The 23,100-nt window shown below is 50.8% G+C and carries 26 protein-coding genes; 8 read left to right on the top strand and 18 right to left on the bottom strand.

Annotation, left to right across the window (positions count from 1 at the left end):
- From EDD73_RS10180 to EDD73_RS10155, 6 genes are all read right to left on the bottom strand, one after another.
- Entirely contained in the window at positions 1–717 is a 717-nt protein-coding gene (locus tag EDD73_RS10180) for a response regulator transcription factor (protein WP_131919682.1), read from the bottom strand.
- Between the two features lie 61 nt (positions 718–778).
- A complete protein-coding gene (hepT, locus tag EDD73_RS10175) occupies positions 779–1,219 on the bottom strand; it encodes a type VII toxin-antitoxin system HepT family RNase toxin (protein WP_131919681.1) in 441 nt (146 codons plus the stop codon).
- Complete coding sequence (mntA, locus tag EDD73_RS10170; protein WP_131919680.1) at positions 1,179–1,619, bottom strand: type VII toxin-antitoxin system MntA family adenylyltransferase antitoxin; 441 nt, start codon at positions 1,617–1,619, stop codon at positions 1,179–1,181. The genes hepT and mntA overlap by 41 nt, the downstream gene beginning before the upstream one ends.
- A 113-nt stretch (positions 1,620–1,732) precedes the next feature.
- On the bottom strand, positions 1,733–2,794 hold the full coding sequence (gene arsB, locus EDD73_RS10165) for an ACR3 family arsenite efflux transporter (protein ID WP_131919679.1): 1,062 nt from the start codon (positions 2,792–2,794) through the stop codon (positions 1,733–1,735).
- Complete coding sequence (gene arsC / locus EDD73_RS10160; protein WP_320055184.1) at positions 2,791–3,204, bottom strand: arsenate reductase (thioredoxin); 414 nt, start codon at positions 3,202–3,204, stop codon at positions 2,791–2,793. The genes arsB and arsC overlap by 4 nt, the downstream gene beginning before the upstream one ends.
- A gap of 69 nt (positions 3,205–3,273) precedes the next feature.
- Positions 3,274–3,588: an ArsR/SmtB family transcription factor gene (locus EDD73_RS10155; RefSeq protein WP_131919677.1), complete on the bottom strand. Its 315-nt coding sequence runs from the start codon at positions 3,586–3,588 to the stop codon at positions 3,274–3,276.
- A gap of 253 nt (positions 3,589–3,841) precedes the next feature.
- Between EDD73_RS10155 and EDD73_RS10150 the strand changes: the two genes are divergently transcribed.
- From EDD73_RS10150 to EDD73_RS10140, 3 genes are read left to right on the top strand one after another with little or no spacing between them, the layout of a single operon-like run.
- Entirely contained in the window at positions 3,842–4,444 is a 603-nt protein-coding gene (locus EDD73_RS10150; protein WP_165876451.1) for a PadR family transcriptional regulator, read from the top strand.
- On the top strand, positions 4,362–5,624 hold the full coding sequence (locus EDD73_RS10145; RefSeq protein ID WP_131919675.1) for an efflux RND transporter periplasmic adaptor subunit: 1,263 nt from the start codon (positions 4,362–4,364) through the stop codon (positions 5,622–5,624). Before EDD73_RS10150 ends, EDD73_RS10145 begins: the two co-directional genes overlap by 83 nt.
- A gap of 5 nt (positions 5,625–5,629) precedes the next feature.
- On the top strand, positions 5,630–8,707 hold the full coding sequence (locus EDD73_RS10140) for an efflux RND transporter permease subunit (RefSeq protein ID WP_131919674.1): 3,078 nt from the start codon (positions 5,630–5,632) through the stop codon (positions 8,705–8,707).
- Positions 8,708–8,751: 44 nt separating this feature from the next.
- Here EDD73_RS10140 and EDD73_RS10135 read toward each other — a convergent pair whose 3' ends face one another.
- Both EDD73_RS10135 and EDD73_RS10130 read right to left on the bottom strand, forming a co-directional pair.
- A complete protein-coding gene (locus tag EDD73_RS10135; protein ID WP_131919673.1) occupies positions 8,752–9,270 on the bottom strand; it encodes a DinB/UmuC family translesion DNA polymerase in 519 nt (172 codons plus the stop codon).
- Complete coding sequence (locus EDD73_RS10130) at positions 9,267–10,034, bottom strand: Y-family DNA polymerase (RefSeq protein WP_131919672.1); 768 nt, start codon at positions 10,032–10,034, stop codon at positions 9,267–9,269. The genes EDD73_RS10135 and EDD73_RS10130 overlap by 4 nt, the downstream gene beginning before the upstream one ends.
- 184 nt (positions 10,035–10,218) lie before the next feature.
- Between EDD73_RS10130 and EDD73_RS10125 the strand changes: the two genes are divergently transcribed.
- Genes EDD73_RS10125 through mobAB form a run of 3 tightly spaced genes read left to right on the top strand, consistent with a single transcriptional unit; the run spans position 10,219 to position 12,436 of the window.
- Positions 10,219–10,866: a helix-turn-helix domain-containing protein gene (locus EDD73_RS10125; protein WP_131919671.1), complete on the top strand. Its 648-nt coding sequence runs from the start codon at positions 10,219–10,221 to the stop codon at positions 10,864–10,866.
- A complete protein-coding gene (locus tag EDD73_RS10120) occupies positions 10,818–11,324 on the top strand; it encodes an ImmA/IrrE family metallo-endopeptidase (RefSeq protein ID WP_207668864.1) in 507 nt (168 codons plus the stop codon). The genes EDD73_RS10125 and EDD73_RS10120 overlap by 49 nt, the downstream gene beginning before the upstream one ends.
- Positions 11,312–12,436: a bifunctional molybdenum cofactor guanylyltransferase MobA/molybdopterin-guanine dinucleotide biosynthesis adaptor protein MobB gene (gene mobAB / locus EDD73_RS10115; RefSeq protein ID WP_207668863.1), complete on the top strand. Its 1,125-nt coding sequence runs from the start codon at positions 11,312–11,314 to the stop codon at positions 12,434–12,436. Before EDD73_RS10120 ends, mobAB begins: the two co-directional genes overlap by 13 nt.
- 95 nt (positions 12,437–12,531) lie before the next feature.
- Here mobAB and EDD73_RS10110 read toward each other — a convergent pair whose 3' ends face one another.
- The gene (locus EDD73_RS10110) at positions 12,532–13,131 is read right to left on the bottom strand and encodes a hypothetical protein (RefSeq protein ID WP_131919670.1); all 600 of its coding nucleotides are present in this window, start codon (positions 13,129–13,131) and stop codon (positions 12,532–12,534) included.
- Positions 13,132–13,250: 119 nt separating this feature from the next.
- On the opposite strand from EDD73_RS10110, the gene EDD73_RS10105 reads away from it, so the two are divergent.
- Together EDD73_RS10105 and EDD73_RS10100 are read left to right on the top strand one after the other, a co-directional pair.
- Positions 13,251–14,156 carry a VanW family protein gene (locus EDD73_RS10105; RefSeq protein ID WP_131919669.1) on the top strand — a complete coding sequence of 302 codons (906 nt, stop codon included), beginning with the start codon at positions 13,251–13,253 and terminating at the stop codon, positions 14,154–14,156.
- Positions 14,157–14,200: 44 nt separating this feature from the next.
- Positions 14,201–14,668 (top strand): copper amine oxidase N-terminal domain-containing protein, encoded by a 468-nt coding sequence (locus tag EDD73_RS10100; RefSeq protein WP_131919668.1) that lies wholly within the window; start codon positions 14,201–14,203, stop codon positions 14,666–14,668.
- A 104-nt stretch (positions 14,669–14,772) separates the two neighbouring features.
- On the opposite strand, the gene EDD73_RS10095 is transcribed toward EDD73_RS10100, so the two are convergent.
- The 9 genes from EDD73_RS10095 to EDD73_RS10055 all read right to left on the bottom strand — a co-directional run bounded on the left by EDD73_RS10095 (position 14,773) and on the right by EDD73_RS10055 (position 23,071).
- Positions 14,773–15,375, bottom strand: a complete 603-nt coding sequence (locus tag EDD73_RS10095) for a nitroreductase family protein (RefSeq protein WP_131919693.1) — start codon at positions 15,373–15,375, stop codon at positions 14,773–14,775.
- A gap of 20 nt (positions 15,376–15,395) precedes the next feature.
- The gene (locus EDD73_RS10090; RefSeq protein WP_131919667.1) at positions 15,396–17,162 is read right to left on the bottom strand and encodes a ribonuclease J; all 1,767 of its coding nucleotides are present in this window, start codon (positions 17,160–17,162) and stop codon (positions 15,396–15,398) included.
- A 43-nt stretch (positions 17,163–17,205) separates the two neighbouring features.
- Entirely contained in the window at positions 17,206–18,036 is an 831-nt protein-coding gene (locus tag EDD73_RS10085) for a Cof-type HAD-IIB family hydrolase (protein WP_131919666.1), read from the bottom strand.
- The gene (locus tag EDD73_RS10080; protein ID WP_131919665.1) at positions 18,021–18,380 is read right to left on the bottom strand and encodes a hypothetical protein; all 360 of its coding nucleotides are present in this window, start codon (positions 18,378–18,380) and stop codon (positions 18,021–18,023) included. Before EDD73_RS10080 ends, EDD73_RS10085 begins: the two co-directional genes overlap by 16 nt.
- 25 nt (positions 18,381–18,405) lie before the next feature.
- A complete protein-coding gene (gene guaB / locus EDD73_RS10075) occupies positions 18,406–19,854 on the bottom strand; it encodes an IMP dehydrogenase (RefSeq protein ID WP_131919692.1) in 1,449 nt (482 codons plus the stop codon).
- Between the two features lie 161 nt (positions 19,855–20,015).
- Positions 20,016–20,315 carry a YkvA family protein gene (locus tag EDD73_RS10070; protein WP_165876450.1) on the bottom strand — a complete coding sequence of 100 codons (300 nt, stop codon included), beginning with the start codon at positions 20,313–20,315 and terminating at the stop codon, positions 20,016–20,018.
- Positions 20,316–20,359: 44 nt separating this feature from the next.
- On the bottom strand, positions 20,360–20,992 hold the full coding sequence (gene cobC, locus EDD73_RS10065; protein WP_131919663.1) for an alpha-ribazole phosphatase: 633 nt from the start codon (positions 20,990–20,992) through the stop codon (positions 20,360–20,362).
- The gene (locus tag EDD73_RS10060) at positions 20,989–22,083 is read right to left on the bottom strand and encodes a pyridoxal phosphate-dependent aminotransferase (protein WP_131919662.1); all 1,095 of its coding nucleotides are present in this window, start codon (positions 22,081–22,083) and stop codon (positions 20,989–20,991) included. The genes cobC and EDD73_RS10060 overlap by 4 nt, the downstream gene beginning before the upstream one ends.
- A gap of 103 nt (positions 22,084–22,186) precedes the next feature.
- The gene (locus tag EDD73_RS10055; protein ID WP_165876449.1) at positions 22,187–23,071 is read right to left on the bottom strand and encodes a GHMP family kinase ATP-binding protein; all 885 of its coding nucleotides are present in this window, start codon (positions 23,069–23,071) and stop codon (positions 22,187–22,189) included.
- Positions 23,072–23,100 lie beyond the last annotated feature (29 nt).

Here is a 23,100-nt window from a genome sequence, read left to right as displayed (position 1 = left end):
TTATTCACCGCCAAACCGGTAGCCGACGCCGTGAACGGTGAGAATGTAGCGAGGATTACGCGAGTCTGTTTCGATTTTTTGCCGCAGGTTTTTGATGTGGGTGTCGATGATGCGATCGGACCCGTCAAAGTCTTGGCCCATGGTCAGATAGATCAGTTCTTCTCGGGTAAACACCTTTTTCGGATATCTTAACATGGCACTGAGCAGTTTAAACTCGTTAGGCGTCAAGTTGACAAGGACGCCGGATTTTTTGATTTCATGACTTTGAAAATCAATGGTCAGATCGCCGCCGGCGAAGGTCATCACGCGGGCCAGCGGTAACGCTTCTTCGCTCCGACGCAGTAAGGCTGCCACGCGGGCGACTAGCTGCCGGGGGCTAAACGGCTTCGTTACATAATCATCGGCGCCCATCTCGAGACCGGCGATAATATCGCCCTCTTCCGTTTTGGCGGTGACCATGATCACCGGTACCCGTGACTGCTTGCGCAGATGGGAACAGATCGCTTCCCCGCTCATGTCGGGCAGCATGAGATCGAGGATCACGAGCGCAGGGCGGCACTGCGCAAATAGGTCCAGCGCTTGCTTAACGTTGACGGCGATGCATACTTGATAACCGCTGTTCTCCAAGTAGGAGCGGATAACTTCAGCAATCTTGACTTCATCTTCTACGACAAGAATCATTTTTCCGTGGTGATTTGGCTTATCTTCGTGATTCATCCTGCCCTCCTCCTTCTTCGAAAGCCAACAGGCCGATTGAGCATGATCAATCGGCCTGCCTTTATTTGTTTTCAATCAAGTTATCAATCGAGTTATCGAGCAATTTAACAATCACCTGCGCAAAGAAGCGAACATCTTCAAGATCTTTCTCAATGATATTCTGCAAAATACGCAAATTCATTCGCTGATATTCATGAACAGCGATATTGCGAAAACCAACCATCGCTTTCAACGCTTTTTCAAGGCGTGAATCGATAACTCCTTGTTGGCAAAGAATCGCAAACATGTCACGGCTGTTTTGCGGAATCCCCCACCCATAAACAGCGATTGTGTGAGCAGCCAGATCAATAGCAGTTTCACACATACGCTGGATATTAAGTACAATTGCGTCTTGTTTCGTGTAATTATGCAAATTAGCAGGATCGTGCGCGTATTCTTCTTGAATACGCCGCCAACATCGTTCAATGCTCTCTCGTTTGTTCCATGCCACATCCGGGGTCATTTCGTATACCCATCCTCCTTTTTTCGGCGATAAAGATACATTGACGCTCCTCATTGAGCCGAGCATATTGCTTTAATGTTAATGCATGAAAAGCCAATAATCGGTCTTTATCATCACAATCAATGACTTTACCAGTAGATAAAATTTGAGCTTGAAATACCGTAGATGCTTGGGACAAATCAATTAGATCGATGTCCCGATTTAATTGGACCGATAACTCCTGGCCCAAGCGAAAAACGGTAAGCTCATCACAGGGAGAATCGGCTAAAAACGCAATGTCAATGTCGCTATCCGGACGCAATTGCCGGTGTGCTGCTGTGCCAAAAAGGATAATTGCATAGGGATGTACGGTATCACGAACTGTCGAAATGATGGTAGAAACCAGTTCTTGAGAAAGCATTGCAATTTGCCCCTTTCCAGCTAACAGATGACTTGCCCATATTATACCATATTTTATTTATTCGTCATTCTATTTATTCTTCGATCATTGTCTTTCTATCCATTGTTGAAGCATTATGAATTACTACTCCCTACCGGTTTGAATTTATCCTGAAATCGCAACGCTACTTTGACCAGAGCAATCATCACAGGCACTTCGATTAACGGGCCGATGACGGCGGCAAAAGCGGCTCCCGATTCAATGCCAAAAACGCCGACGGCCACAGCGATAGCCAATTCAAAGTTGTTGCTCGCCGCCGTAAAGGATAAGGTCGTCGTTTTCGAATAATCGGCTCCCGCTTTTTTGCTCAAGAAAAAGGACAGCAAAAACATCACGATAAAGTAGATCAGCAGCGGTATGGCAATGCGCACCACGTCCATGGGCAGTTGAACGATTACCTTCCCCTTCAAGGAAAACATGACGATGATCGTAAACAGTAAGGCCACTAGGGTGATCGGACTGATCCGCGGAATAAATTGCGCTTGGTACCATTCCTGGCCTTTTGCCTTGGTCAGCGTCAGTCGTGTGGCCATGCCCGCCAGAAAAGGAATCCCCAGATAGATAAACACGCTCTCGGCGATTTGGCCAATCGTCACGTTCACTTCCATCCCGGTAAGGCCGAACCACGACGGAAGCACCGTGATAAAGGCATAGGCGTACACCGAGTAAAACAACACCTGAAACACCGAGTTAAACGCTACGAGCCCCGCTGCATATTCGGCATCGCCTTTGGCCAGATCGTTCCACACGATCACCATAGCGATGCAACGGGCCAGCCCAATCAGGATCAAGCCGATAAAAAAGTCCGGATAGTCGCTGAGAAAAGCCATCGCTAACCCGAACATCAGGATCGGGCCGATGATCCAGTTTTGCACCAGCGATAGGCCAAGGATTTTAAAATCGCGAAATACTTCGCCCATCTTCTCGTAACGGACTTTCGCCAGCGGCGGATACATCATCAAGATCAAGCCAACGGCGATCGGCAGCGATGTGGTGCCGATCTGGAACCGGTTCAACCATTCCACGAAGCCGGGGAAAAAGTTGCCCAGCGCGATCCCGACGGCCATGGCGGCAAAAATCAAGACGGTCAAATTGCGATCCAAAAGGGATAGTTTATCACCCACACGTTCTGTCATTGTTGCACCTGCATCAACTCTTTGACGAGCTGCTCAATTTGATTACGGACATGGCGAAATTTGTTCATCATTTCTTCTTCTGAACCTGTGCTACGAGCCGGATCTTCCAATCCCCAGTGGCGGTGCGCACTTCCTGCGGGGAGTATCGGGCAATTATCTTTGGCATCACCACAAAGGGTTACGACCAGATCAACATCCGTGAGCATGGTCGGCGTTAGCACATCCGATGTTTGCTGAGATATGTCCACTCCGGCTTCCTGCATCACTTGAACGGCCCGGGGATTCAGACCGTGGGCTTCAATACCGGCACTGATGATTTCCATTCCTTTTCCATACATTTTTCCAAATCCTTCGGCCATCTGACTTCGACAGGAATTACCGGTGCAAAGAAACAAAATCTTTTTCAACATCATACCCTCTTTTCTAAATTAATCAATTTTTTTTGATATAACAAAACAAAAAAATAATGCGGCAAAATACTACATAAAAAGCTCCCCTTGAAGCGTCGTCAGGTAGGTATCCAGTGTTTCCTTTTTCAATGAATAGTAGTTCCATTTTCCGCGATTTTCTTCGCGAACCAAACCGGCTTCTTTTAACTCTTTGAGATGATAGGAAACTTTCGATTGCATCAGTCCCATCCCCTCCACCAGCTCGCACACACAAAGCCCTGTATTCGCTTCACAGGAGTACTCATCGGAAGTACGGTGTGAAGCTGACCCCTGCATGGCGATCCTTTTTAAGATTTGAAACCGGAGTGGATCCGACAAGGCTTTGGCCACCCGTGTTACATCCATTTTTGCAGTCATCTCCTGCTGTCATTGTATCAAGATTTTTTGATATGTCAAGGAGTAGTTTTTCACTTGACCGTCTCTCCCTTCGGATCTATATTAACATTATGAATATGAACAAGTATCATACCCAAAAGCCTTCATCGATTTTATAACGACGAATCTTCATGAGTGGCCAGGTCGGTTGCCGGGTCGAATGGCCAGGCTGAATACGCATGGCTTCAACCTCACCTTAAGCTATGGCAAAAGGAGTGTTTACGTGAAAGGTCAAGATGTAATCCTCGGCCTGCTCTTCGAAGAGCCCCTGTCCGGCTACGACATTAAACAGCATTTTGAAAAACACTTTCCTGATATGTTTGTCGCTTCCTTCGGGACGATTTACCCCACATTAAACCGTATGGAAAAAGAAGGTTATATCAAGAAAGAGATCATTCCTCAGGACGGCAAGCCCAACAAGCATCTCTATCACATCACGGCTCAGGGAAAGGAAGCTTTTTTTACCTACCTCAACGGCCCCGTGGAGCCTAAGGTCGTAAAATACGACTTTATGATGCGCTTGGTTTTTAGCCACCATGTTTCATCGGAACAAATCCTTACATGGTTGACCCACGAAGCGTCTCAGCTCAAAGCCGATTTGTTGAAGTTCCAAGCATTAGCAAAGGATGATAGTCTTTCTTCCGGCAGAAAATTAGCCCTCAAAATCGGTACCGCCATCCATGAGTCCGGCCTGGCTGCTGTGGAAGAATGCATCGCTGAAGTGACAGAAAAGGGGTGTCACCATGAATCATCGCCGCATCGCGCTGGCTGCTGTTCTCAGCTTATCGCTGACGCTGACAGCCTGCGGGCCATCCACCATTGCTGAACCTAGCCGCACCGTCGAAGTCATGACGATGGCCGCCAGTCGCCAGCAATTGCACAGCGAGTTCTCGGGAACGCTGCAAGGCATCGAAGAAGCTACCTTAGCTTTTGAAGTGGGCGGACGCATCAGTGCCACTTATGTCAAGGAAGGGGATCAGCTTGCCGCCGGTGATGTGTTGGCCCAGATCGACCCGACCGATTACAGTTACGACCTGGCCGCCGCTTCCGCCACCGCCGCCCAAACCGGAGCCAGCCTTCGCCAAGTGGAAAACGGGGCGACTTCCTACGAGATCAACCAAGCCCAGGCACTCAGGGAAAAAGCCCGGGCTAACCTAGAAAAGTCCAAAGCGGATTTCGAACGTTACCAAGCACTATTTGAAAGCGGTAGTTTGTCCCGCAAAGACTATGAAAGCGCCCAGACGCAATTGACCATTGCCGAAAATGACTTCACCGTTGCCGAGCAAGCTTATCAAAACATAATCAGCGGTGCCCGTGATGAAGTAAAAGAACAAACACGCGCGCTTTATGAACAGTCGCTCACGAGGCAGCAGAAAGCCGCCTACACGCTAGACAAGACCCGCTTAAAAGCGCCTTTTTCCGGCACCGTCACAGCCAAAGTGACCCAGGCCGGCCAAATGGTCGGTGCCGGCACGACCGTCTACAAAATTGCTTCGATGCGTACTTTAAAAGTCGTCATTCCTGTGCCCGACCGGGACATCGCCCGTTGGCGCAAAGATGACAAGGTAACGCTGGAGCTTTACGGCCAACGACGGGAAGGCCTCGTCAAGTACATTTATCCTGCGGCCAGTCAAAATACGGGGACCGTCGGTGTGGAGATCTGGGTTGATAATCCCAACCAAGACTGGCTCCCCGGTCAAGTCGTCCACGTATACCATCTTTTGCAGGAAAAAGAAGCGCTTTGGGTGCCTGTGGGCGCCGTTGTCCGCCGTGGTGCCGAACAACCTTACCTCTTTGTCCTGCAAGATGGCCATGCTGTAAAGCGTCCTGTGGAACTGGGCGCGTTGATCAACGATCATCTGGAGATTCTCCAGGGCATCCAAGCCGGTGACCCGATCATCACCAGCAGCGCCGATCGGCTTTTTGACGGCGATCCGGTCGCTCCGCTGGCGCCTGACGGCAATGCTTCCGGTACAACTCCACCGCTCCCTGCGACGGGAGGATGAGGATAATGATCGAGTACGTCGTGAAAAAACGGAAAATCACCTTGCTTTTTTTCGTCATGGTCACCTTGCTTGGGTTATTTAGTTTTTGGGGATTACCCAAACAGGAAACACCGGATATTGTGGTTCGCACCGCTTCGGTGACGACGGTCTACCCGGGGGCCATGCCGGCGAAAGTCGAACAAGCCGTCACCCGCAAGATTGAAGAGCAAATCAAAGGGATCGAAGGTATCAAATCGATTGTGTCGACGTCGGGTCTGGGTGTATCCTCGATCATTATCGAATGCAAGGATGATGTTGAACCGGAAGGTCGCTGGGAAGAACTGCGCAAAAAAGTCAAAGATGCCGAGAAAGACCTTCCTGCCGATTGTAAGCAGCCGATCATCAACGACGATCTCAACCGGATTTTTCTCATGACCTTTAATATCACGGCCGATCGCCTCGATGACCTGTACGAGCTCCGCCCGATGATCCAAAACTGGAAAGATCAACTGCGCACCATCCCTCATGTGTCCAACGTCACCGTTACCGGTCTGCCTGATGAAGAAGTTCGTGTCACCATTGACAGCCAAAAGCTGCGTAATTTCGGCTTATCGTGGGGGCAAGTCTTAAATGCGATTAAACAATCCAACGAAAAAGCACCCCTCGGTGCTATGGATGGCAGCGCGCGTTCCTATGAGTTGACGCTGCGCGAAGTGACGGATGTGCAGGAATTCAGCCGTTCCCTGATCACTCGAACGGCAGACGGAACGCCGGTATATCTACGCGACCTTGGGACGGTAGAACTGACGCACAAAAACACGGAAGTTTATGCCTATCACAACGGCCGTCCGGCGATCAGCATCAGCCTCAGTGCCGAGACCGGTAGCGACGTGCCGGCCGTTCAGGCCAATATCGACAAGACCCTTGCGTACCTGCAAACGACCTTACCTACCTGGGCGCAAGTCGAACTTGTCTATGCACAAAATGAACGCATCGATGAACTTTTTTCGGATCTGACCCGGGAAACCTTGATCGCCATCGTCGCGGTGATCCTGGTTTGTACGCTTGGCCTCAATGTGACCACTTCCTTTGTGGTCATGATGGCGTTGCCAATCTCCCTCGCCGTCGGCCTCATCCCTTTAAAGAGTATGGATGTGACCTTAAACCAGATCTCGGTGATTGCGCTGATTATCGTGCTGGGAATTCTCGTCGATGACGCCGTTGTTGTCAACGATAATATTGAACGCCGCCTGGTGGTTCTCGGCGAGACGCCGACGGAAGCGGCCGTTCGCGGCAGTAAAGAAGTGGGCCTTTCGATCCTGACGGCTACCTTAGCCACCATCTGCGCTTTTGCACCCTTAGCATTGTTAAATGGCAACGTCGGTTCCTTCATCAAACCGATTCCGATCATCATCACGTTAGCGATGCTGGCATCGATGGTCATGTCGCTGTCGGTCATCCCCATCTTCCGGGAGTGGCGGGAAAACCGGCGTAATCGGGTTCACCCTGGCCAGGACGCCGCTTCCAGTGCAGAGTTTTTCCGTAAACCGGCAGGGCTTCTGGGGCCGCAAATTCAACGTTTGACCCTGTTTTACGCGGGCACCTTGATGCCCAAGATGCTGCGCCGCCCCTTACGTACAGGACTGATCGGTGTTGGTATCGCCCTGCTTGGTTACGCCCTGATTCCGCTCACACCGGTTCAGTTATTTCCCAATGCGGACCGGGCCGAAATGTTGATCAACATCCGCACCCCTGTTGGCAGCAGCATTACGGAAACGGCGCGCACCGTCCAGGCGGTCGGCCAATGGATCGATGAACAACCGGGCGTCATCATGACGGCCGGTTATGCCGGAAGCTTTACACCCAAGATGTTTAGCGGCGCTACCGGTTTCGGTACCGGTGATACGATCGGTCAAATTGTCGTTAAAGTCGATCAAAAGAATTTGACGACAGAAAAAGCAGTTGCTTTATGGACAGAAGCACTGGCCGAACGCTTTCCCCATGCCTCCGTCATTCCCAAAGAACTGCAAGCCGGCCCCCCTGTCGGTGCACCCATTGAAGTTCGCCTCTACGGCAGCGATATCGAGAAACTGCGCACTCTGTCCCAACAAATTCAAGATCGTATTCGAGCTCTGCCGGGAACCTTTGATGTGAATGACTCTTTTGGTGTCGATAAGTATGCTCTCGATATCAAAATCCGTAAAGATACGATGGATGCCCTTGGCGTCAATGAAAGCGACTTATCCCGCACGATCCGCCTGGTCAGCGAAGGCTTATCGATCAGCAAATTCGATACAGGGCGCGATCTCATCGATATTACCTTGTATAGCGAAGCCAGCGCTGTCGATCCCTTGATCGCCCTGCAACGGTTGACCGTTCCGAACAGCCGGGGCGAACAGATTCCGCTCTATCAGTTAGCTGACATCCAGCCGGGCTTCTCCATCGCTTCGATTCCCCACCGTGATCTTTCTCGTGTGGTCACCGTGACGTCTGATCTTAAGGGGCGGACGGCTACTGAGGCGATTAATGAGTTAAAACCGCAATTGGCAGCACTTTCTTTGCCTGAAGGGTACCGCTATGAGCTCGGCGGCGAAATCTCTGAACAAAATGATGTGTTCATTGACATGGGCAAACTGTCGATCGTCGTTGTTTTTCTCATCATCATGCTGATCGCTATGCAGTTTTATTCCCTGTCGATCCCGCTGCTCATCTTGAGCACCATCTTCCTGGCCTTTGCCGGCAGTCTCATCGGATTGTTTATCACTCGCACCCCCCTTGGTTTCATGACCATGATGGGCGCCATTTGCTTAGCCGGGATTGTGGTCCGTAACGGGATTATTCTTGTTGAGTTTATCGAAGAAGCTCGTCATGGCGGCCTCGATGTGATCCCGGCGGTGATCGCTGCCGGTGAAGCGCGGCTGCGCCCAATTCTGCTGACATCGGGGACAGCCATCGCCGGGCTGCTTCCGCTGGCACTTTCCGGTGACGTGCTTTTTCAACCGATGGCCATAACCATTATCTCTGGATTATTCTTCTCGACGATGCTTACGTTGATTATTGTTCCTTCGTTCTATACGGTGATGGCAGTGTGGAAACAAAACTAGCAGGCCAAACCCAAAGGGGCCGTTGCATCATGCAACAGCCCCTTTTACTTGTAATGACCGCCGATTTTAGTGGCGCGATCGCGGCTGATCCCTGCCGTCGTCAAAGCGGAAGCCCGCAAAAGAGCCGTTTTACCGAAACGGGCATGGGTCTGATCCAGCACCCGGCTGATACGCTCTTCTTTGTCGAGATTCGTAAATAGCTCCAGTTGAATGTCTTGATCGTCGTGCAAGTTCGAGATGCTGACACCGATGCTGCGCACAGGCTGACCATCCCAATGTTGCTCAAAGATCGCCTTCGCTTTTTTGAAAATAACGGAGCTCAAATTGCTCGGCGCCACTAGGGATGATTGCCGGTGAAAACCGGAGCGTAAATCATAGCGCCGGACGCTGACGGTAACGGTTTTTCCGGCTTTGTGGTGACTGCGCGCGCGCTGACAGACTTCATCGGTTAGTTCCATTAAAACGGTTTCAATGTCTTTGGCGTGGCGGTAATCGCGAGGTAAGGTCGCCATGTGACCGATGCTCTTGAGTTCATCGTGGCTGTGTTCATCGTAACTGTTCACCGCCAGCCATCGTCTTTGACTAAACCTAATTGGTGGAAAATCAGCGAATCGTCCTTGCCCCAAGCCAATTGATGGTACATGAGACCGTTACGGCCAAAACGGTGCTGCAAAAAACGCAGCGGATAGCGAGCCAAGTCGCCTATCGTCAGCAACCCCATGTTTTTGAAGTGGCGCTCCATTTTGGAGCCGACCATAAACATTTCCCGCAGCGGTAGCGGGTGCAGTTTCACGGGAATATCGGCATCGTTCCAAAGGGCCACCCCGGAGGCTTTTTTCTTCGCTTCAATATCACAGGCCATCTTGGCCATGAATTTGTTCGAGCCGATGCCGACGGAACAGGGGACGCCTACCTCGTCCATAACGCGGCGTTGGAACGCTTGGGCCGCCGCTTCCGGCGATGGCCAGATTTTTTCCATGCGGGAAACATCCATGAAAAGTTCATCAATGCTGTAGGGTTCAACCACCGGTGAGATCGTCTGGGCGATCTGTCGGATTTTTTGTGCAGCTTTGATGTAGGTAGCCATGCGGGGCCGAACACAAACCGCCCGCGGGCAACAAGCGATGGCCTCTCCTACGGTCATGGCCGTTTTGACACCACAAGCCTTGGCTTCCCGCGAGGCAGCAAGAATGATGCCGTGACGCCGTTCCGGATCACCGCAAACTAAGACCGGCTTGCCGCGAAGAGTGGGATTATGAGCGATTTCTACGCTGGCATAAAAGGTATTCATATCGGCCAGCAAAATGGTCGGGATGGGCTGTGCCATTTTTCATCACCTGCGCTTGACTTGGCGATACGCAAAGTTTACCCGATCAAAGAATACTTATAACTTGTCATTTCGTCAAGTTATATCTCGATAACTTTCTACTTTGTCATGTTTTTTTACGATGATGGGGCTATCCATATTGAAAAGTATGGTGGCAAGGTTATAATGATGTCAGGTGATATGTATGACGTTTGGTAAAAAGCTTAGATCCATGCGCGAAAAAGCCGGTTTAACGCAAAAAGAGTTGGCCGATGCTATTGGTGTTGGCGAATCAACGATTTCTTTTTATGAAAGTGATAAACGTGAACCGGGAAAAGATGTACTATTAAAGCTCGTCAATACGTTAAACGTCAGTCTTGATTATCTTTATGGCCGTATCGATTCTCCGCACCTTGGCGATCATGGTAATGCCGCTTCCACCCATGAAGCCCGACCCGATGTATCGGTTTTTGCTTCTCGGCTCCGTGCCGGCCTTGCTGCTGTTTCGCTTACTCCCGAAGAAGCATCGGTGGAGTGTAAGGTTACGCTGGGCTATCTGCAGCAATTGATGACGGAACCGCCATCACTGCCGGGGATCTCCACGTTATATAAGCTGGCAGAAATGATCGGCGTAACGGCCGATTATCTTGCCGGCTATACAGACGATCCCAATGGCTACAGTCCTCATGCGCCGAAGCCCAAGGATCTGCTGATGATTCTGGAACGGGAAGAGTTATTGTTTAACGGTGTGCCTCTTTCTGATGAAGACAAACAACGCATTCAAGGTGTCATGATCGGTTTGTTTTGGGAAGCCAAGCAAATGAACAAACGCAAGCCGTCACCGGCTTCGTAATCAATCATCCTTCTTTGGAGGGGGTAGACATCAAGAACGATGTTCTTACGCTCATCAAAACATATGGGACCAACTGTCCTTTTACCCTGGCCGACCAGTTAGGTATCTTGGTACGCTATAAATCGTTGCCGTCAGAAGTTCACGGCTTTTATTATGCTGTTTTGCAGCGCCGGTTTATCGTCATCAATGAAGCCGATCCCTATGACGTTCAGCGCTTTACCTGCGCCCATGAGTTAGGGCACGATATTCTCCACCGGGGTATGGGCTACTACTTTATTGAGGATCACACGTTCTTTGCCTCGAGCAAATTCGAACGCCAAGCGAACATTTTTGCGGTGTCTTTATTAACGCAAGGTGATTTGCCGGGATCGAGCGAATCCTATCGGGAATTTTGTATTCGCCATCATTTGCCGCTGACGTTACCGATCGAACAGTGGCTTGGCACATGGGTGCGATGAGCGCCATGACAGTTGCCATGAAAGCAGCAGCCATTATCCTTGCCGGCGGCCAAAGCTCAAGGATGGGTACCAACAAAGCCTTCCTCCCTGTGGGCCATCAATCGATCATCGCAGCGATCATCGAAGAACTACGGCCGATTGTTGATGAAATCATCGTCGTGACGAATGATCCTGCTTCTTATCGGCACCTCGATGTGCAGATTACGACGGACATCATCCCTGGGCAAGGCCCGCTCAGCGGTATCCACGCCGGACTCACCCTTTCGCCGCATTTTTACAATTTGATCACGGCCTGTGATCTGCCCTTCATCCACCGGGGTTTAGCGCAAAAGCTGCTGGCCATGGCCCCAGGCTATGATGGTGTAGTCCCGCGCCAAGGGAAGTATCTGCAACCGCTTTTTGCGGTGTACACGAAAAACTGCTTGGCTGCGCTGGAGCAATGCCTGCTACATGACATGCGTAAAATGACTGATTTTTGCCGGCAAGTTCCGTTGCGCTATGTAGACGAGTGTGAAATCGGTGATTGCGGTGACCTCGAAAAAATCTTTTATAATGTGAACACCCCCGCTGACCTGCGCCGGGCCCGGGAGCTTGCCGAAAAAGAGCTACAATCACCCATCCCGGTCATTTCGATCGTCGGTACATCCAATTCGGGGAAAACTACCTTGGTAGAGAAACTGTTGCCGGAGTTAAAAAAAAGAGGCTACCGCGTGGCCACGCTTAAACACAGTGCTCACGACTACGACGTGGACCACCCCGGCAAAGATAGCTGGCGCCACGCCCAAGCCGGCGCTGATGTGGTCGTCATCGCGTCACCGTCCAAAATCACGATGATCGAAAAGGTGCAGCAAGAACCTTCCCTGGATGAAATCCTATCGCGTATACAAAATGTCGATATCATCATTACCGAAGGTTTTAAGCGGGGCAACAAACCGAAGATTGAAGTCTTTCGGTCCTGCGTCTGCCAAGAATTGCTTTGCCCAGCCGATGAGTTGATCGCGATTGCTTCCGATATTCCTTGGGACATAGGTGTTCCTTGCTTGTCGCTCGATGACGCTGTTGGCCTTGCGGAACTCATCGAAGCAAGATTTCTCGCTAAAAAATCAAGATAATGGTTGCCATGCTCTCCGCTCGTTGCCATCGTTCATGAAAACAAAGTAAAAAAGCAGTAGGCCGATTGGTGATTACCGATCGGCCTACTGCTTTTTTAGTCGTTTTCTTTTTGCGCTTCTTCATGGGCTTGAATCATATAGGCGGCTTTGCTGGTCTCATGAATCAGTGTACCAATCGCCGGATTAACATGTGCTTCTTTTTCTCCACCTTTTTTGGAAAGCAAAGTAATATCCATGTGTACCGACCAGAAGAACTCATTCATCCAAGCGTCAAGAACTGTCTCCTGCGTAATGGCCTCCTGCCACATGCTGAAAAAGGCGGCTACCGGTCCTGGCCACTGTTGGTTCTCTTTAGGACAATGTACGCCTTTAAACTTGATACAGTTCATCTCTTCCAGTTCAATTTGCGTGATCTCGATAAAAAGTGCATGCGATAAGATAAACAGCAAGTGACTGTCGCTGTGATCATAGTCACTTTTATTTTTTTCAGCGAAAGCACTTGCCAGAATCGCTGCGGCAAAGTAAAGGTTTTGGCTCGGTCCGAGATCGTCTTTGGAGGCTAAGGCACGCCGAATTGCTTGGGGCCAGTCACGTAAGGTTATGTTCAAGGGGTGGCTGGCATGGGATTGACCATATTCTACAACCCACTTGACCTGCTCGGTATTGGTTAACCACGGTTGGTTCGATTCTGTCACATCGATACCCCTTCCTACTTATTCATTCTATAAATATAGCATAAAAAAAGATGCTGAATCATATTGTGATTACGCACATTATTGCTTGGCTGCAAAGGTCCTGATCAACTTACGAGGAGGTGAGAAAGATTTTTCAATCGAATCGCAGCCGTTTCTTTTTATCTATTGTTTTCAGTGTATTGCTTTGGCTGACAACGAATATGGAGCGGGCTGAAGCGAATTCGCCGATAGCCGATAAAGACACCCCATCGGTACCCATCAGCGCTACTTATGGAGTGTTAACAAATCCTGATGTAGAAAAACCTGTACGTAATGAAGCAAATACATATGCCCATGGAAAAATTGTTCTGCATATTCATGACGCGACTTTTGTGCTCTTACCGGGAAAGACCTTTGGCCTGGTAGCACCGGATGTGTGGTCCTATCCCAAGTCGTTAACGAATGAAGATGCCCAAGATATCCTAACTGACTTAAAGAAAAAATTGCCCGATCATATTCGCTTACGAGAAGCCGGCGAGAAACTGATCACTACGGCTTTACTTGCAGGCCAAGATAAGGAAATTGCCGTTCCCATTTGGCGGCTATCGTCAAATGCCAGTCTAGCGATTGAGCATCTCAGTGAGAACGGGCTTTACAATGCCTCAAAAGCTTTGGATTATTTAGATAGTTTGGTACTTGAGCCCTATGCACTTTTTTCATTTAATCAAAAGGTAGGTCAGCGCACCCTGGAAAGCGGCTTTATCGAAGGCACGATCTTTTCCGGCAACGGGTACGCCCAAGATGTTGGCGGCGGTGTTTGCGCTTCGTCGACGATTGTCCACCAGGCCGTAGCGCAGTTAGGATTACCGATTCTCGAACGCCATCATCACTCACTACCGGTCAAATATGCGGAAACCGGAAAAGATGCTACGGTTTATTATGGTGTTCTCGATTATCGCTTTCGCAACGGCGAGCATCACCTCTTGTTCGAAAAGATCAGAACCCCCGAAAGGTTGGGGCTCCGGTTCTGGCTTGCCATTCATTAACCTGGATGAATTCATTTTAAATAATATCAGGAGGTTTCGTCGTTTTGCACGAACAACGGAGTTGCCGATTGACCATCCTATCAGCAGCAGGAATGATGCTGGTAGGTATGATGATCTATGGTAGTTCCCCTGCTTTTGCCGATGATCTTCAACTCGCAGTGGACGGGAAATATGTTGATTTCTCTAAATTCGGACAAAAACCATTACTCATGGAGAATCGAACGATGGTTCCGCTTCGCGCCGTTGAAGCGCTGGGAGCTACCCTTGAATATTGGGATCAACAAGAGAAATTTGCACTTTTTACGAAAGATACATTACGTTGTGGCATCCGAGTAGGCAAATCAAGCGCAGTCATTAACGGTTTTGAGATTCCCCTGGAAACACCGCCATTGCTCATCAATGATCGCGTCATGGTGCCACTTCGGCTTATTAGCGAAGCCTTTGGTAAGGAAGTATCCTGGGACGCAACGACTCGTACCGTCTATTTAGGTAAGCGAAGTGAGCAAGGGTAACGTAAGATAAAGCGAACAAGGCCAAGATAAAGTGAACAAAAAGGTATAGGCAAGCAAAAACCTCGAACTCTTGCATAGCAGTTCGAGGTTTTTTTATTGTTTGCTTACTTTATAACCCTTACTCGTTGTTCCAATGGTTGGAACTCCTTCTCCCCAGGGGCCGCCACCGGTTTACCAAAGGGCATTTGGGCGATGAGCTTCCAGTTATCGGGGATGTCCCATTCCGCTTTTACTGCGTTATCAATCACCGGATTATAGTGCTGAAGCGAAGCCCCAAATCCAGCTTCTTCTAATGCTGTCCAGATTATAAACTGTAACATCCCTGACGAATGATGAGAAAAAATCGGAAAAGCATCTTTATACGCTGGAAATTGGTTTTGCAAACCTTCGATAACGCTCATATCCTCAAAATAAAGAATCGAGCCATAGCCACTGCGAAAAGCCCCATCGATCTTTTCTTCTGTCGCTTTAAATCGATCGGCAGGTACGATTTTTTTCAGTTCTTCTTTGGTGATGTCCCATAAGCGATCATGGGATTTACCCAGGAGAAGAACGACTCTGGCACTTTGGGAATTAAAGGCTGACGGTGAGTGTTTCACGGCTTCATTGACAATCTCCTGGATGCGCTCATCGGATACAACCGACTCCTTACTGATCGAGTAGTAGGTTCTTCTCGCTTGCACAGCTTCCAAAAATGTCATGGTCAGAAAACTCCCTCCCAAATCGATTATATTTCCATGATAATCGGTAATACGATCGGTCGCCGCTTCGTCTTCAAGTAAAAATACTCATTCAACGTATCGCGGATCAAATTTTTCAAAATCGACCATTCCGTAGTATTTGCCGCGGTCCTCGTCGTCAATGCTTCCCGCACCTTTGACTTGGCTTCACCGAGTAGATCACCGGCTTCACGGACAAAGACAAAGCCCCGCGACACCAGATCGGGTCCGGCCAGAATCGTACCGTTTTCCTTATCGATCGTCACGACGGCAATGACAACACCGTCTTGCGCCAGATGATGACGGTCACGAAGCACGATGTTGCCTACATCGCCGACACCGATACCGTCAACCATGACCGCGCCGGCTTCCACGGAGCCAGTGATCTGTCCTTGCTCCGCATTAAACTCAATGCGATCACCGATATTGCAGCGAATGATATGATCGGCCGGAATGCCCATGGTCTGCGCCAGCTTCGAAAAGGTCGTTTGATGACGGTATTCCCCGTGAAACGGAATCGCATACTTGGGACGAAGCAGATTGAGCATGAGCTTAATCTCTTGCTGCGCTGCGTGCCCGGAGACGTGAACCATGGCTACATCTTTATAGACCACGTCAGCACCGATGCGGAACAAATTATCGATGGTTCGTGCCACCAGCTTTTCATTGCCCGGAATCGGTGTGGCCGAAATGATCACCGTGTCACCTTCACGAATGGCGATCTGTCGATGGTTGTTCGTTGCCATGCGCGTCAGCGCTGCCATCGGTTCGCCTTGCGAGCCAGTGGTGATGATCGTCACTTGGTTATCCGGTAAGCGATCCACTTCTTCCGTCTCGACGAGCATACCTTTCGGTACCGTCAAGTAGCCCAATTGCTGCGCCACATCGACAACGGTCACCATGCTCCGACCGACGACGGCCACCTTGCGATTGAACTCAGCGGCTGTATTGATCACCTGTTGAATACGGTGAACATTCGAAGCAAAAGTTGCAATAATAATCCGGCTTTGGGTTTTGGCAAAAACCGACCGGAACGTATCACCTACGGTTCGTTCCGACGGTGTATAGCCCGGACGCTCCACGTTCGTGGAGTCACAGATAAACAGCAAGACCCCTTCATCGCCATAACGGGCCAGCTTGCTGAATTCCAACACTTTGTCATCGACAGGTGTTTGATCGAGCTTAAAGTCGCCCGAATGAACGATCAAGCCCACCGGCGTGCGTACAGCGATGCCGATCCCGTCAGGAATCGAGTGGTTAACACGGAAAAATTCCAACTCCAGCGATCCCACATTGATGATATCATCGGCCGTGATTTCATGAAGCTGGGCATCACGCATCAAGCCATGTTCCGTCAATTTGTTTTTAACCAGCCCCAGCGTTAAGCGTGTTCCATAGATCGGTACTTGAATCTGCCGTAATACAAAAGGCAATGCTCCGATATGATCTTCGTGACCATGGGTCAGAAAAATGCCTCTTATTTTAGACACATTCTCCACCAGGTAGGTAATGTCCGGAATGACCAAGTCAATCCCGAGCAGTTCTTCCCCGGGGAATTTCACACCGGCATCAATAACGACAATATCATCACCGTACTCGATGACCGTCATGTTTTTGCCGACTTCGCCCACACCACCAAGGGGGATCACCGATACGCTTGGTTTGTTCTGGGGTACCGGTTGTTTGACCTTCGGTCGGGGACGGCGCGAACGATAGCCTTTGTGCGCCCGCGGCGCCGCTGGCTTAGCCGGCGTAGATCCTTGCGAATTGTTCATAGTTGCTCCTTTATTACTTCGTTTTCGTTGAACACTCCTGTAGTTATGGAAATAACTTTTCTAACGCTTCCAATACCCCATAGGAGCGGTGCCCCTGGGTGATCAGATTGGCTTCATGATGAATTGCCGGCGGTGCATTACCGACCAGTACGCCGGTGCCGGCCCAGCGGATCATGCTGAGATCATTGCGATTGTCCCCGATGGCGATCACCTGCTCCTGGTCGATGCCCAGTTTGGCCGCCAAACAGGCCAAGGCTTCCCCTTTGGAAGCCTCCGGATGCAAGATCTCAATAAAATAATCATTTGAACTGGTAATACAAGCCGATGAGCCAAGTAAGCTCATTAACTCCTCCGACAAGGCCTGAGCCACGCCGGCTTCCAGCATGAGTACCAACATAGTTGGATGGCGATGCTTGGCCAACTGTTGAACTTGTAATTCCAAATCAGGCACAGACATAAACGTTACGCCCAAGCCTTCTTCGTAACGAGTGGTTTGCTCATGCGGTGTATCGGTAAAGACGTCATCGCCATAAAAGCTGTAGCGTAATACTCGGTGGCCTTTTTCTCGCAGCCATTGCAATACCTTGTCAGTCTGCCCTTGATCAAGTACTTGGTGATGCATCACTTGATCCTGCCGGTGATCACGGATCATGGCACCATTGCAGGTAATGATCGGCACATGCAAGCGTAGCTGTTCGATATAACGAGTTGCGGCAGGGTACATACGCCCTGTCGCAATGGTAAAAAGTATGCCCAACGATTGCAATTCTTGAATGCGTTGAACGAGCATGGCCGGGATCCGGCGATGCTCGTCCAACAGTGTGCCATCTAAATCAAAGGCAACCAGTCGTTTGTTCTTCATTGCGGGGTCCAATGCCAGGTATACCCTTCAAAACGCATCAGCATATCTTGTCCATAGCGCGTAAGGCCAAGATATTGATCAAGCGGCAAGGTCACTGTCCACGGTTCTTCGCCGGCCGGTTCAGGAAGCAGTTGAAAAAAGATCGAATCAACGGTCAGGTGTCCTTCTTCGATGCGCTCTTCACGGCGCACCACGGAAGCTATCTTCCCGCCACCGCGCCAGACAACGGTATGCTGGCCTGTCTGCAACCGCAGCACACCCTGCAGCCCCACCATCGTACCCAGCGCCAGGGCCAGCTCTTTTTCTTGTGGCCTCGATGTTACATACTCGCTGCCGTTTAAATAATAGGTACCCATTTTTTGTCCTCTTTATTAGTCAAGCTTATACGCTGTAGTTCGGTGCTTCTTTGGTAATCGTTACATCATGGGGATGGCTTTCACGGAGTCCGGCCGCCGTAATCCGGATAAACTCTGTCTTGCTCATCAGCGCTTCGATATCGGGACAACCGCAGTACCCCATACCGGAACGGATTCCGCCGACCAATTGGAACACCGTATCAGCCAAGGTACCTTTGTAAGGAACCCGTCCTTCGATTCCTTCCGGCACCAGTTTTTTCTCGTCTTCTTGGAAGTAGCGATCTTTCGATCCTTCTTTCATCGCTGCCAGCGAGCCCATGCCCCGGTAGACTTTGAAGCTCCGGCCTTGGTAGATTTCCACTTCGCCCGGGCTTTCTTCCGTCCCGGCCAGGAGGCTACCGATCATGACCACATTGGCGCCGGCGGCAATCCCTTTGACAATATCGCCGGAGAATTTGATCCCGCCGTCGGCGATGATGGGGATACCACATTCGCGGGCCGCCCGAGCACATTCCCAGATCGCGGTGATCTGCGGTACGCCGATACCGGCAACAACCCGTGTTGTACAAATCGAACCAGGTCCGATACCGACTTTGACGCAGTCGGCGCCGGCTTTGGCCAAGTCGACAGTCGCTTCATAGGTGGCCACGTTACCGGCAATCACATCGAGGTTCGGATAGGCTCGTTTCACGCGGGTAACCATTTCGAGTACGCCAAGGGAATGACCATGGGCCGTATCAACCACGATGGCATCGACGCCTTCTTTGACCAGCGCTGCCACTCGATCCATCGCATCACCGGTTACACCGACGGCCGCACAAGCGCGCAAGCGTCCGCTTTCATCCTTCGTTGAATTCGGGTATTTACGGGCTTTTTGAATATCTTTGATCGTAATCAAACCGCGCAGATGACCTTCGCTGTCGACGAGGGGAAGCTTTTCCACCTTATAACCACGCAAGATTTCCGTGGCTTGTTCCAGGGATGTGCCCACCGGCGCTGTGATCAGTTGATTTTTGGTCATTACCATATCGATTTTTTTCGAATAATCTTGTTCGAAGCGCAAGTCACGGTTCGTCAAAATCCCGACCAATTTGCCATGCTCGTTGGCAATGGGCACACCGGAGATGTGATAACGTTCCATGATCTCCAGTGCATCGGAGATGCGATGATCCGGAGAGAGAAAGACCGGGTCGGTGATTACACCGTGTTCCGACCGTTTTACCCGATCCACTTCATGGGCCTGCTCATCAATCGTCATATTTTTATGGATCACACCGATGCCGCCTTCACGAGCCATGGCGATGGCCATCCGGGAATCGGTCACCGTGTCCATCCCTGCCGACATAAGTGGAATGTTTAACCGAATGCGCCGAGTCAGTTGTGTTGTTGTATCCACATCACGGGGCAATACTTCAGACTTGGCCGGCACCAGTAATACATCATCAAAAGTCAGTCCTTCACGAATTGTTTGCATGTCACGCAAACGTAACAACCCCTTCCGCAGCCTGAATTTGACCGCTCAAATATTATTGATCGATTTTAGCACAATTGATCCAGCAGTGGCAATGATTAATACAATAACATCATTCAGACCATGAATAAGCTCATAAGAAAAGGGGAGGGGCACTCCCTCCTTTACCTGCGATTTTTTTGCAGATATTCATCAACCACATAGGTAGGCGCTGCCGCGATAAACCGATCAAGCAATAGCAACAACACGGTAGCATCATCGATCTGCCCTACCAGCGGCAGTATGTCCGGCAACACGTCAAAAGGAAGCAAAAAGTAAGTAGCACCGACTGCCAAAAACAACAGCTTGTTCCCCACCGGTACACGCTCATCACGAAGCAACGCGTAGATCAAGCGAACTGTACGGGGAAGATCAAACCAAAGACGCAAGCGCTGCCAAAAACTCCATCGCCGAGTGAACCGCACAGCCGAGCCTCCCATCGAGCTATCTATCTCTATTCTACCCCGAATTACCCTTCGGGAAAAGCCCCTGCCTGCAGATGAGTAACATCATTAATACGTTCAATAAAGGGTGTATCGTCTAAAAAATCGATGATATTCAATGCTGTGTTGTCCTGGCGAAATTGCCAGGCTCGATCCAGGTCAACACCTAAGATCGCGCACAGCAAAATCCGGAGCGTCCCGCCATGCGCGACGATGGCAATGCTTTGGCCCACATGCTGCTCGACGCGCTCCAGCAGCGCCGGATAGGTTCGTTGTTGCACATCGGCGAAGCTCTCGCCGCCAGGTGCTTGAAAGCGATTAGGTGCTTTCATCCACGTTTGGCTTTCTTCCGGGTAGGCTTGGTGGATTTCGGCAAAGGTCATCCCTTCCCAGTGGCCAAAGTGACACTCACGAAACCGCCGGTCTTCTTCCAGGGGAACACTCCGAGCTTCAGCGATAATGCGCGCCGTCTCGGCGGCCCGGCGTAAGTCGCTGGCATAAATGTGATCTAAGGGCTCTCCGGCCAAACGTAAAAGCAAGCGCCGGGCCTGATGACGACCCTGCGCACTTAGTTCGACATCACTATGTCCTTGAAAACGCCGGTACTGGTTCCATTCCGTCTCGCCATGCCGGATCAAATATACCCGTGTTTTCTTCATCGTTGGGCCAGAACCTCCTTCATCGCCGCACCGAGTTGTTCAATCGCCGGTGCCGGACGCACAGCAAAGCGCAAATAACCGCTGCCCAGCCCATCAAAGGTTGAACAATCACGAACCAGCAGCCCCCTGTCGCGCAGGCGCCCAGTCCATACCGGAGCTGGTAGTGAAGTCGCCCGAATGTCGGCCAAAACAAAATTCACCGTCGACGAATAAGGTCGGCAGCCCGGTATTGCTCGCAGCGTATGGATCAACTGCTCGCGCAGTGCCGGCAACTGGTTCCATGTTTGTTCTTGATAGGCTTGATCCTGTAGGGCCGCTACGCCGGCCACTTGCGCCAAGTGATTGACCGACCAGGGATCACGTTGCGCTTCCAAAGCCGCGATTCGTGCAGGATGAGCAATCAAGGCGCCCAAGCGAATCCCCGGTAAAGCGAAAAATTTCGTCAACGAATAAAGCACGGCCACCTGTGCTGATTGCGCGGCTGTGGCCACACAACTGCGCCCGCGCCCGTCCGGTAAAAAATCCAAAAACGATTCATCGACAAGCAAGTGGATCCCCGCTTTTTCTGCTCGGGCCAAGACTTGGTCACGCTGCTCCTTCGTCCACGTCCAGCCCACAGGATTGTGTGGTGAACAGAGGATTGCACTGTCACACTGACCCAGTTGCATGGCGCGCTGCCACGCTTCCCCATCAAAAGCAAACTGATTTTGCTCGGTTAAGCGCATCACTACCGCTTCCGCACCGACCGATTTGATTGCCCGTAAGTACTGGCCAAAACCCGGGTCGGTGATCAGCACGCGACGAGGTTGCACCGTTCTGAGCCATTGATCCAAAAGATCGACAGCACCATTCCCGGCGGCGATCGCCGCCGTTGGCACTTGAAGATGGGTCGATAAAGCCGCTCGCAGATGGCGGCAATGGGGATCGGGATAATGAATCACATCATCAATCGCGTTCACCATCGCTGCCTTCACCTGAGGAGAAAGCCCTAAAAAATTAATATTCGCACTAAAGTCAATCCATTGCCGCGCGTCGCCCTGTGCCTTGACACTCCAGACATCGCCACCGTGACGGTACGCGTGCGTTATCATCGATTCCCTCGGTTCCACCGTTTCATCAGTCCTATCGGTTCTGCTTGGTTGATCAGTGCCGTTTCTACTCTGCTCTTTTCTCCGCTGCTCTTTTGTACCCTGCCTACGCACGAACTCCGCCGCTCACCAAGCGATGAACACCCAGAAAAGCCCAACCAGTCCGTTCTATTTCCATCCATCGCCGGATAGTGTCGATCCGTTCTTCCGGTAGCCAGATGCCCACAACAGTTCCGCTGTGGGCCACATTAACACCCCACGCACCAAGTTCAGCGGTACCGGCAATGACTTCTTGCAAATCGGTTTTCATGAGGATGCGCTGATTAGCCAGCGCGCTGATCGTAGCCCCCCGGGCAATTTCCTTGCCGTTACCTTGGCGCAATCCGCGCACCACATGGCGAAAAGCCTCACGCATGACCGGGGCATTGGCGCGATGCAAGCTCGGTAAGTCCGGTCGGCGATTAAACAACGTGGTGTCCACAGTACCGCCGCTATCATAAACCAAGATATGAAGCGGCGGGGTTGGTGGATACCCAATAACTTTACCCCAAGTGCCGCCACGATGATCATAAATTGCGATGCCAGGATAAAACAAACCATCGGTCGGTTCCACCGTCACCGCGATAGCGCCAAGCAACTCCGGCGATAAGACGATGCCCAGTGCCGACGCAACGGCACTGCAAGCAGCACAGATATCGGCACTGCTTGATGCTAACCCTTTGCCACCCGGTAAGGGGTTGGTCAGCGTCACTGTCAGATCCAAAGTCTCAGACAACTTATCCTGAGTTGCATGCTGCCGAAGCAACTGCCGCAGGGCTTGTTCTGTTTTGGGTTTATTGTCAAGGCCACTGATCCTGCCGTTACCGGGCCGTGCCATCACCTCTGCCGTTACCCAAGCATCAATGGGACAGGTAATGTGCAAGATACGGTCACCGATCAAGCCCTGGGCCAATTCGCCACAGGTTCCCGGTACCCGGGCAAATCCTTGCATCATTCTCCCTCCTTGCTCGAACCGGCCAA

Origin of the sequence: Heliophilum fasciatum (assembly GCF_004341395.1) — a bacterium.
Classification (GTDB): domain Bacteria; phylum Bacillota; class Desulfitobacteriia; order Heliobacteriales; family Heliobacteriaceae; genus Heliophilum; species Heliophilum fasciatum.
Note: the sequence above shows the minus strand (reverse complement) of the source record. Positions and strands in the feature narration are given on the sequence as shown.